The 10,901-nt window shown below is 72.3% G+C and carries 8 protein-coding genes; 6 read left to right on the forward strand and 2 right to left on the reverse strand.

Annotated elements, in window-relative coordinates; translation table 11 throughout:
* Positions 1–182: 182 nt before the first annotated feature.
* Positions 183–1,649, reverse strand: coding sequence for a cytochrome P450 family protein (locus AN218_RS17480; protein ID WP_141747609.1), 1,467 nt, complete (start codon positions 1,647–1,649; stop codon positions 183–185).
* Between the two features lie 536 nt (positions 1,650–2,185).
* Here AN218_RS17480 and AN218_RS17490 point away from each other — a divergent pair.
* From AN218_RS17490 to AN218_RS17510, 5 genes are all read left to right on the forward strand, one after another.
* Complete coding sequence (locus AN218_RS17490) at positions 2,186–3,517, forward strand: cytochrome P450 (RefSeq protein WP_079132278.1); 1,332 nt, start codon at positions 2,186–2,188, stop codon at positions 3,515–3,517.
* A gap of 245 nt (positions 3,518–3,762) precedes the next feature.
* Positions 3,763–4,746, forward strand: coding sequence for a hydroxyacid dehydrogenase (locus AN218_RS17495; protein WP_070017826.1), 984 nt, complete (start codon positions 3,763–3,765; stop codon positions 4,744–4,746).
* Positions 4,743–7,037: a DUF2264 domain-containing protein gene (locus AN218_RS17500; protein ID WP_070017827.1), complete on the forward strand. Its 2,295-nt coding sequence runs from the start codon at positions 4,743–4,745 to the stop codon at positions 7,035–7,037. Before AN218_RS17495 ends, AN218_RS17500 begins: the two co-directional genes overlap by 4 nt.
* Positions 7,038–7,144: 107 nt before the next feature.
* Positions 7,145–8,002, forward strand: coding sequence for a type I methionyl aminopeptidase (gene map / locus AN218_RS17505; RefSeq protein ID WP_070017828.1), 858 nt, complete (start codon positions 7,145–7,147; stop codon positions 8,000–8,002).
* A 56-nt stretch (positions 8,003–8,058) separates the two neighbouring features.
* On the forward strand, positions 8,059–8,730 hold the full coding sequence (locus AN218_RS17510; RefSeq protein ID WP_070017829.1) for a biliverdin-producing heme oxygenase: 672 nt from the start codon (positions 8,059–8,061) through the stop codon (positions 8,728–8,730).
* A 22-nt stretch (positions 8,731–8,752) separates the two neighbouring features.
* On the opposite strand, the gene AN218_RS17515 is transcribed toward AN218_RS17510, so the two are convergent.
* Positions 8,753–9,166 carry an SH3 domain-containing protein gene (locus AN218_RS17515; protein WP_070017830.1) on the reverse strand — a complete coding sequence of 138 codons (414 nt, stop codon included), beginning with the start codon at positions 9,164–9,166 and terminating at the stop codon, positions 8,753–8,755.
* A gap of 475 nt (positions 9,167–9,641) precedes the next feature.
* Between AN218_RS17515 and AN218_RS17520 the strand changes: the two genes are divergently transcribed.
* Complete coding sequence (locus tag AN218_RS17520) at positions 9,642–10,628, forward strand: SCO2278 family lipoprotein (RefSeq protein WP_070017831.1); 987 nt, start codon at positions 9,642–9,644, stop codon at positions 10,626–10,628.
* Positions 10,629–10,901: the final 273 nt, after the last annotated feature.

Genomic DNA, 10,901 nt, shown 5'->3' on the forward strand with positions numbered 1-10,901 from the left:
CTCGTTCCGCGACCGTCTCTCCCGGCTCGCGGAACATCTGTCGGCGCCGCCGCCGACGCGCTGGTAGGCGGGAGCCACAGCAGGCCGACTACGGGAGCGCCGCCCCCAACTCCCGTACGGCGACAGGACGTTACGTACGCCGCCGGGCCGGTGCCGGTACGCCCGCTACGTCGGCCCCGCCCCTACGACCCGAGGATCTTGCGCAACTTCCCCCGGCCGCCCGCCGGTTCGGGCGCGGCGGACGACGGCACGGCGGCGGCCGGCATCGCCCCCGCCGACTGAGGAACGCTCTTCGGCAGGGGCGCCGAATGCGCCGACCGCGTGCGGCCGGGCCGTACGGGGTTGAGGGTGCAGCGGACCGGAAGGTTCGCGGGACGCCGCTGTGCGAACGACGCCTCCCAGCGCAACTCCTCCTCGGGACCGTCGAGTTCGAGCTGCCACAGCGCGTCCAGCAGATGGTCGACGCCGGTCTCCACGATGATCCGGGCGATGCCCTGTCCGGGGCACTCGTGCGGTCCGGCGCCGCCGTAGGCCAGGTGCGCCCGGTTGCCGTCCAGCGGCTCGTCGGCCGAGCGGATCGCCGGGTCGTTGTTCCCGGCGGCCAGGCCCAGGACCAGCAGGTCGCCCTTCTTGATGAACGTCCCGCCGTTGTTGGGCAGATGGGTGTCGTTGGTCGCGACCCGGTGGAAGGACCGCCGCAGCGGCGGCTCGTACCACGACACCTCCTCCAGGGCGCCCGCGATCGTCTTGTGCCCGCCCCTGACCTCGGACCGGAAGGCGCGCGAGGTCAGCACGTACCGCAGCAGCGAGCTCATCAGGCTCACCGTGGTCTGGTTTCCGGCGATCAGCAGCAGCCGCACATGCTCCCGCGTCCTCTCCCGGTCTCCCTGGAACCGCTCCAGCAGCTTCGCCGTCACGTTGTTCCGCGGGCGCTCCATGTTCCAGCGCCGGTTCTGCTCCACCAAGTCCTCGAGCAGGACGGTCATTTCGCGGTGGCTGTGCTGTGCCTCCTCGGTGCCGCCCATCACGTCCTGGCAGAGCTTCACCAGCCGCGGCGCGGTCTCGACGGGGAGGCCCGCCAGATGCGCCAGGATCATCATGGGAAGCTGCTCGGCCCACGCCGTCACCAGGTCCACGTGCCGCACACCGTCGCTGAGGCCGCGGTCGGGGTTCGGGAACTGGTCGATGAGCTGGTTCGAGTACATCTCGACGAGACGGCGCACACTGCGCGACTCGAACTCGCCGAGGGTACGGGTGATCGCCCCGCGCAGCTCGTGGTGCTCGTCCCCGTCGGCGAACACACAGAGCTTCTGCGGAGCCAGCAGCGCCGTCAGCGGATGCGTCGGCGTGAGCTGCTCCACGCCGCTCCACTGCCGGGTGTCCCGCGTGTAGAGCCGCGGATTGCCGGTGACCTCCAGGATCTCCCGGTAGCCGAGCACGAGCCACGCCGTGACCCCGCCCGGCAGCGCCACCGGGGCCACGTTCCCGTACAGCTTGCGCAGCCGCTCGTCGGTGGCCTCGTGGTTCGCGACGGCCGAAGGGTCGTGCAGCTCCACCAGCCCGCCGCCGCCCCGGTGCGCGGGACAGCCCGGAGGCGGGACCTCCGGCGACATTCCGTCGTCGTCGGCAGAGGGAGGAGGCGTCGTCACCGGGAGACTCCTAAGCGTGGGGCGAGCGTCGGCGTACGGGCGGCGGGGCGACGGCGGGCGACGACCACGCGCGGCGGACCCCGCACCGGAACGCCCCGTCCGAGCTTGGACCCGCAGCATATCTGCTGCGTGAGGCAGCAACACGCCCTGCATCAGGGGAAGTTGGGCCTCGATCCGGAATGCCGGGCGACGCCGCGGGGCGGCCGTGTACCGGCGTGCGCGTACTGTACGTGGCCGCTCGTCGCGGCGGCGACCGGAAGATCACGCGTCCCCGGTCCGTACGCCGGATCCGCACGCCGGCTCCATACGCCGGGTCCGTGCGCCGTCCGCGCTCCGGATCCGTGCCCCGTACCGGCCGGCACCGCGGCGCCACCCCGCTCACCGGCCCGGCAGCGGCCGCCCGTCGCCACGTCGTCCCCGCACGCCGTTCCGCTTGAGGTCCGGCGCGGGGACTGAGTGACCGATCAGCGGGGTAGCTATCGCACGCTCAGGGGCGAAATCTCGCCAGGCGTACGGGAGTTGAGGAGTCGAACATCATGACCGCAGGCGGGATTGCAGCGATACCGCGCGCCCCGGGATGGCTTCCGCTCATCGGTCACGCCGTCCCGCTGCGCAACCCCCTGGAGTTCCTCAAGACCCTGCGGCACACCGGCGATCTGGTGCGCATCCACCTCGGGACGCTGCCCGTCGTCGTCCCGACCTCCCACGAACTCGTCCACGAGGTCCTGCTCGGCAAGGGCTATGAGAAGGGCCGCCTCTACGACCGGATGGAACTCGCCGTCGGCGGCGGCCTCGCCACCAACGAGACCACGCACATACCGCGCCGCCGGGCGATCCAACCCGTGTTCAACGACGAGTACATGGAGCACTACAGCCGCATCATGGCCGCGCGCGCCCAGCGCCTCTCCGACTCCCTGCGGCCGGGCGAGCGCATCGACGTCGACAAGGCCATGAGCGGCTTCGCGATCGGCAGCCTCGCCGAGTGCATGTTCTCCAGCGAACTCGGCCACGACGCCGTCGAGTCCGTGCAGCGCATCATCCCGGTCATCCTGGAGACCATGCTCGTACGTGCCGTCTCACCGCCGGTGACGGACCGGTGGGAGCGCTGGCCGATGACCTCCAACTCCCGCTTCATCGAAGCCGCCCGCGAACTGCGGTCCGTCATCGACGACGTCATCGAGCGCACCAGCCGCTCCGAGGAACAGCAACTCGACCTGGTCTCCCTGCTGATGGCGGCACAGGACCCGGAGACGGGGCTCGGCCTCTCGCTCCGGGACGTACGGGACGAGCTCGCGACGATGCAGTTCGCCGGCACCGAGACCACCGCCGCGACGCTCACCTGGACCTTCCACGAACTCGCCCGCCAGCCTCGTATCCAGGAGGCGGTCGTGGCGGAGATCGACCGCGTCGTCGGGGAGGACCCGGTCGGCTACGCCCACGTCGGCAAGCTGGAGTACACGCAGAAGGTCCTCCAGGAGGCGCTGCGTCTGCACGGCGTCACGATGGTGATGCGCCGCGTCAAGAAGGACGCTCCCGTCACGCTCGGAGGGTACGAACTCCCCGCCGGCACCGAGGTCGTCCTCAGCCTCTACGCCGTCAACCGCCATCCCGGCCTGTACGAGGACCCGGAGGTCTTCGACCCCGAACGGGACCAGCCCGACCGCAAGTACCGGCTCTCCTTCGGCGCCGGCAAGCGCAAGTGCATCGGCGAGGGCTTCTCGCTGATGGAGGCGACGATCCTGCTCGCGACCCTGCTGCGCCGCTGGAGACTCGAACCGGTGCCGGGCCACACGGTGAAGGAGGCGGTGTCGGCGATGGCGCACGCCGACAGCATGCCGATGACGGTCCACCCACGGCAGGACGTCTGAACCTTCCGGCATACGCCCCGCCCGCCCCCTGGCGCCCCCGCTCCCCGCACGGCACGCTCGGACTCAGCCCCGCCCGGTCCCCACCACCGCAGGAGCACCCGAGCACCCCGAGCGGCCCGAGCCGCACGGGCGTACGGAGCGACAGGAGCGAGATGCCCAGTCCCCGCAGCACCCGCCCTCCGCACCGACACCAACACCCGCGCCCGTCCCTGCCTCCCGGGGACCGCCCCCGCGCGGCCCTCGCCATGGACGCCGCGGCGGCACGCGGCGTCCTGCACGACCGGACGCTCGCCGAACTGGCCGAGTACACCCGCCCCTCACCGCTCCCCCGCCTCGACGAACTGACCGGCGCACGGGCGCGCGGCGTCCTCGCCGAGACGGAGCTGCTGATCACCGGCTGGGGCTGCCCGCCCCTGGACGAGGACGTGCTGGCCGCCGCGCCCCGGCTGCGCGCCGTCGCCCACACCGCGGGCAGCGTGCGCGGCCACATCACCGACGCCTGCTGGGAGCGCGGCGTCGAGGTCTCGTCGGCCGCCGCCGCGAACGCCCTGCCGGTCGCCGAGTACACCGTCGCGATGATCCTGCTCAGCGGCAAGCGCGTCCTGGAGTCGGCCCGCGAGTACGCCGCCGCCCGCGCCCGCGACGGCGACTGGCTGCACGTCCGCCCCGGCATGGGCAACTACCGCCGCACGGTGGGGATTCTGAGCGCCTCGCTGATCGGGCGCCGCGTCATCGAGCTGCTGCGCCCGTACGACGTCGACGTGCGGCTGTACGACCCGTACGTCACCGGGGAGGAGGCCGCGGCGCTCGGCGTACGCGGCGTCACACTGCCCGAACTCTTCGCGGACTGCGACGTGGTGAGCGTCCACGCCCCGCTGCTGCCCGCGACCCGCGGCCTCGTCGGAGCCGAACTCCTCGGCGCCATGCGGCAGGACGCCGTCCTGATCAACACCGCGCGCGGCGCCGTCCTCGACCAGGACGCGCTCACCGACGCGGTGTGCGCGGGCCGCATCCGCGCGGTGCTGGACGTCACGGAGCCCGAAGTGCTGCCGCCCGGACACCCGCTCTGGGACTGCGAGAACGCCCTCGTCACCCCGCACATCGCCGGCTCCCTCGGCAACGAGCTGGAGCGGCTGGCCGATCTGACCGTCTCCGAAGTCGCCCGCTGGGCCCGTGGCGAGGGCTTCGCCCATCCCGTACGACGCGAAAGGCTGGCCTTCCTCGCATGACCGCGACCCCTGCCGCCGCAGCGCACGTCCCCCTCCGACTGCCGCCGGAGGACCGGGAGTTCAGCCCCTTCACCGGCTGGACGCGCGCCCACTGGGAGGCCACCGCCGACGGTCTGCTGACCGCCGCCCGGCGCTTCGCCACCCCGGGCGGCGCGCGGCTCGACCTGCCCGGCCGCCCGTCCCGCACCGGGGTGCGCTCCGACGGACTGGAGGGCTACGCGCGGACGTTCCTCGCCGCGGCCTTCCGGGTCGCGGGCGCGCGCGGCGCGGACCCGCACGGCTTCCTCCAGCAGTACGCGGACGGGCTCGCCGCCGGCACCCGCACACCGGGTCGGGACGACGCCGAGTCGTGGCCGCCCGTACTCGACCACACCGTCTACGGGCAGCCGATGGTCGAGTCCGCGTCCGTCGCCCTGGGCCTGCGGCTGACCCGGCCGTGGCTGTGGGACCGGCTCGACGACGCGGTGCGCGACCGCGCCGAGGAGTGGCTGCGCGGGGCGCTGCGCCATGTGCCCGCACCCAACAACTGGTATCTCTTCCCGCTCACGGTCGCCGGCTTCCTGGAGTCCGTCGGCCGGGGCGACGAGGCGACCCGGCGGGCGATCCGGCGCGGACTGGAGCTGCTGGAGGGCTGGTACGCCGGGGAGGGCTGGTACGCCGACGGCGACGGCCGCGCCTTCGACCACTACAACGGCTGGGCCCTGCATCTGTATCCGCTGCTGCACGCCCGGCTGGCGGGCGAGAGCGCGGAGTCGGAGCGGCTCGGCGCCCGGCTGCGCGCCCATCTCGACGGCTTCGCGCTGCTCTTCGACGGCAACGGCGCACCGCTGCACTTCGGCCGCTCCCTGACGTACCGCTTCGCCGTGAACTCCGCCGTCGCCCTCGGCGCACTGACCGGCCACACCCCGCTCGCGCCCGGTGTCTCCCGGCGGCTGCTGAGCGGCTGCACCCGCTACTTCCTCGACCGCGGCGCGCTCGGCCGCGACGGCGTGCTGACGCTCGGCTGGCACGGCCCCCACGAGGCGACCCTCCAGGACTACTCGGGCCCGGCCTCCCCGTACTGGGCCTCCAAGGGGCTGCTGCCCCTGCTCGTACCGGAGGACGATCCGCTGTGGACGGCCCGCGAGGAGGCGGCACCGAGCGAGGGCCCGCCCCGCGCGCTGGCGCTGCCCTCCGCGGGGCTGCTGATCCAGACCGGCGGATACGGCGGCCCGGTGCGGCTGCACAACCACGGCAGCGACCATGTCCCGCCCCACGAGGGCGAGTCGGCCCACGCGGAGGACCCGCTCTACGCACGGCTCGCCTACTCCACCCGTACGGGACCGACCGCGAGCGGCAACGTCCCCGACAACCACCTCGCCGTCGAGGTACCCGGGCCGCACGGCACCCCGGTACGCAGCGCGCGCCTGCGCATCCGTCCGCTGGGAGCGGCGTCGGAGCCGGGCGGCGCGTGGGGCTGGGCGGCGTCCTGGCACACGCCCGTCTTCCCGTCGGGCGGCCCGATGGTGCCGGGGCTGCGCGTGCAGAGCGTGACGTACGTACGGGGCGGGCTCGAACTGCGTGTGCACCGCGTGGTGGGGGCGCCCCCGGGCACGCGGGTACGGCTGACAGGCTGGGCGACGGGCGAACCGGAGGAGGGGGCGGCGGTGGAGACGGCGGCGGGGCCGGAGACCACGGCCGGCGGACTGCACGGGCTGTACGGCTGGGACGAGGAGACCCCCGTCCTGCTCCGCGCCCCGCAGGGCACCGCCTTCACCCGGTGGGCACGGGTCCCCGCGCTCACGGGAGACGCGGAGGGCACCGCCCTCTTCGCCGCTCTCGCCACGCTCACCGCCCCGTACGGTTCCCGGCGCGGCACCGCCTCAGCCGCCCGAACAGGCCCGCGCGGAAAGGGAGTCGGAGGCGGAGGCGGCGACGGAAGCGGGGGCGGGGGCCGCGCTGGACGATCTCTCCGGAGCCGCCCGGCTGCTCTGCGCCGACGCCGGCTCCCTCGCCGTCCGCTGGAGCGCCGACGGCACGGTCACCCGCGTCGCCTTCGGCGCGGACACCGCCGAGGTGACCACCTCCGCCGCGCCAACGCCGACGCCCTGATCCCGTACGCGACTCCGGTCAGTCCGAGGTGCCCTCCCCGTCCCGGCGGGGCGCGTCCCCCCAGCGCGGGTCGTTGTCCCACTCCTCGTTCTTCCTGTGCACGGTCTCGATCGCCCGCGCGGCCTCCGCCTCGGTGGCGTAGGGCCCCAGCCGGTTCTTGGCCGGGCACTCCGGACCCTCCTCGACCTTGCCGTGCTTGATGCAGTAGTACCACTCGCCCGCTTTGCCGGGCGTGCTGCGCTTGAAGAGAGCCATACCGTCATGCTCCCCCCTGAGCCCGGTGCGTACCACCGTTAGACTCGCGCACATGTCTGGCCAGTCCTTGCTCTCCCCCGGTGAACTCTCCCCGCACCGCGAGGTCCCCGCGTCGATCCCGCGTCCCGAGTACGTCGGCAAGGACGCACCGACGCCGTACGACGGCCCCGAGGTGCAGGACCCGGAGACCGTGGAGAAGATGCGCGCGGCCGGGAGGATCGCGGCCCGCGCCATGGAGGAGGCCGCCCGGCACATCGCCCCGGGCGTCACCACGGACAAGCTCGACGAGGTGGCGCACGCCTACATGTGCGACCACGGCGCCTACCCCTCGACGCTGGGCTACCGCCGGTTCCCCAAGTCGCTGTGCACGTCCGTCAACGAGGTCATCTGCCACGGCATCCCGGACTCCACCGTCCTGCGCGACGGCGACATCGTGAACCTCGACGTGACGGCCTTCATCGGCGGCGTACACGGCGACAACAACGCCACGTATCTGTGCGGCGACGTCGACGAGGAGTCACGGCTGCTGGTCGAGCGCACCCGCGAGGCGCTCAACCGCGCCATCAAGGCCGTACGTCCGGGCCGGCAGATCAACGTCATCGGCCGCGTCATCGAGTCCTACGCCAAGCGCTTCGGCTACGGGGTGGTGCGCGACTTCACCGGCCACGGCATCAACACCTCGTTCCACTCGGGCCTGATCATCCCGCACTACGACGACGCACGCGCGACGACCGTGATGAAGCCCGGGATGACCTTCACCATCGAGCCGATGCTGACGCTGGGCACCTACGAGTGGGACATGTGGGAGGACGGCTGGACGGTCGTCACCAAGGACCGCCGGCGCACGGCCCAGTTCGAGCACACGCTCGTCGTCACCGACTCCGGGGCGGACGTCCTCACGCTGCCCTGAGCGGACGGGCGCCCCCGCGAGGTTTTCCCGACACCCCGTCGGTAAAGAATGCGGTCATGACCTCAAGGCTGCCCGCGCACCTGCCCTTCTCCACCCTCATCCGCGACGCCACCAAGGCGCAGCACACCGAGGCGGAGACCTCGACGTTCATGAGCGACATGCTCGGCGGCCGGCTCGGCAGGGCGGCCTACGCGCGCTACACCGAGCAACTCTGGTTCGTCTACCGCGCGTTGGAGGAGGCGGCGCCCCGGCTCGTGGACGACCCGGTGGCCGGCCCGTTCGTACGGCGCGAGCTGTTCCGGCTGCCCTCCCTGGAGCAGGACCTCGACCATCTGCACGGCTCGTCCGCCTGGCGCGGCACGGTCGCGCCCCTCGCCGCGACCGAGAGCTACGCGGCGCGCATCGCGGAGGTGGCGCGGGAGTGGCCGGGCGGCTATGTCGCGCACCACTACACGCGCTATCTGGGAGACCTCTCCGGCGGGCAGGTCGTACGCGGGCGGGCGGAGAAGAACTGGGGCTTCGCACACAAAGGCGACGGGGTCCGGTTCTATGTCTTCGAGGACATTCCGAACCCCGCCGCCTTCAAGAGGGGGTACCGCGAGCTGCTCGACTCGGTACCTGCCGACGACGAGGAGAAGTGGCGCATCGTCGGCGAGTGCGGGCGTGCCTTCACGCTGAACACGGCCGTCTTCGAGGAGCTTGCGGCTCCCGCTCCGGCCGGCCGCTGACGTCAGCGGCGCGCCCGCACCGTCAGCCCATGGCCTCGCGGGCCTTGGGGCTGTCCGTCAGGGACGAGGGGTAGCGGTCCTTGCACAGCTTCACGTGACCGACGTTGTGCACGTAGCGGGCGCTGATCCAGTAGTTGCTGTCGCGCAGCTTGTACCAGTAGGGGTTGCCGTTGATGATCTGCGCACGGATCTTGCAGTCCAGGCCGCGCTTGGCGTGGTACGGGAGGACGTACTTCACCGAGGAGTCCGTGCTCGGGTACTGGCGGACGTTCAGGCCCGACTTCGCGGTGACGATGCCGTAGGGCTTCTGCGGCCAGGCCGAGGGCTCGGCGGACGAGGACGCCTGGGCGGTGCTCGCTCCCAGGAGCGAACCGCCCAGGAGGACGGCGGACGCCGTGGCGGCGATCCGTACGCGACGAGCAGTAGTGGCAGCCATTCAGCTGCCTCCTTTCCGTTCCGTAAGCCGTGAGCGGGTGGGCGCCTCGGACGCGTACGGAACGCTCCTGGGGACGGCCGCACACCGGACCACGGGGATACTGGGATGTTCTGCCCGATTTTATGCAGGTCTGTGATGCTCTATCGGCTTTCACACGCGCGATCCGGCCTGTGTTCATCAGTGCGGACACCGGGGGGCGTGCCGGTCCGCCGCGGGGTTCCGGGCGGGCCCACGGGCGGGGGCTCAGCGGGCTCCCCGGCGTCTCGTACGGGCCGCGGGGACGGGCCGGAACTCCGGCAGTACCGCGGCAGTTGACCGATCGCGGTACGGAACCCGCCAGGGGACTCCACGCGGCCCCCCTCGGATCCGCCCGGCGGCCGCGCATGATTGCATACGGGCGCCCGGCTCCGAGAGACGAACGCCTCGGCCAGGGCGATAAGGTGCTGTACCGCAAGCGGGGCGGGGAGGACACAGGATGAAGGCGCGGCGAGCGCGGCGGGCACGGCTGCTCGCGTCGGCGACCGGCACGGTGGTGCTGTCGCTGGCGATGTCGGGGTGTGTGACGGTGCACGGCGAGACCGCCGTGATCCCCGCAATCTCCAAGGCCGACGCGAGGAAGATCCTCAAGGAGTTCAACTCCACGAGCAACAAGGCGAATTCGTCGCACGACCCCGGGCTGAACTCCACGATCGAGACCGGGGCGCTCGGCGCGATAGACGGCGCGGGTCTGAAGTCCCGTAAGAAGATCGCCCCGCAGGGCAACCCGGGCTATGAGCCGCTGCGGCTGTCCGACCCCCGGTTCCTGATCCCCAAGCAGGCGGGCTGGCCCAAGTTCTTCGTCGCGGACACGCGCAGCAACCGTACGCAGCAAGGGCGTTGGCTGATCGTCTTCCAGCACGACAGCCCCGACTCCGACTGGCGCGCGTCGTATCTCGCGGTCCTCCAGAAGTCGGAGATGCCGCGCTTCGTGATCGGCAAGCACGGCTATGCGAAGGCCGTGGAGGACGGCGCCCGCTCCCGACTGGCCGTGCCGCCCGACGAGTTGAGCGACGCCTACGTGAGCTATCTGCGCGAGGGCACCGGCGACTTCGCCCCCGGCGAGCAGACCAGCCAGCGGCGTGAGAAGCGCCAGCAGTCGGCGAACAGGCCCGGAAAACGTACCGAGTTCGCCGACGTGGCGGCCAAGCCCCCGCAGTACGAGCCGTTCGGGCTGCGCACCCGGGACGGCGGCGCGCTGGTCTTCTTCGCCTCGCAGCACCACACCAAGGAGACCTACGCCGAGGGCTACCGTCCCCCGGTCAAGGAGCCGCTGGTGAAGGCGCTGATGACCGGGACGCCGAAGCACGCCGTGACCTACGTCCGCGTCTCGGAGCAGGCCGTCAAGGTGCCCGCGGAGAAGAACGGCGGCGACGTCAGGTTCCTCAACCGCATCGACGGACTGACGTCCGTGAAGGGCGAATGAGCCGCAGGCGTCGGCGAGTTCGGCGTACGCCGCCCTACGCGACCCTCAACAGGGCGGGGCGGCACGGGAGTTCGGCGCCGGTACGGTGACGCCGCGAGGACGGTCGGTTCAAGGGCGGGTCAACGGGCGGGCCAGGGCGCCGCGTCCGGTGCGTCCCGCTCGTCCGCCGCGTACGCCGCGCAGGCGTCGGTGAGCGCCTCCAGCAGGGTCAGCGGCTCCGGCAGCGGCTCGTGCGGTGCCTCGGCGGCCCGGGGCGCCTGCGGCTCCTCCCCC

The organism is Streptomyces nanshensis (assembly GCF_001751255.1).
Classification (GTDB): Bacteria; Actinomycetota; Actinomycetes; order Streptomycetales; family Streptomycetaceae; genus Streptomyces; species Streptomyces nanshensis_A.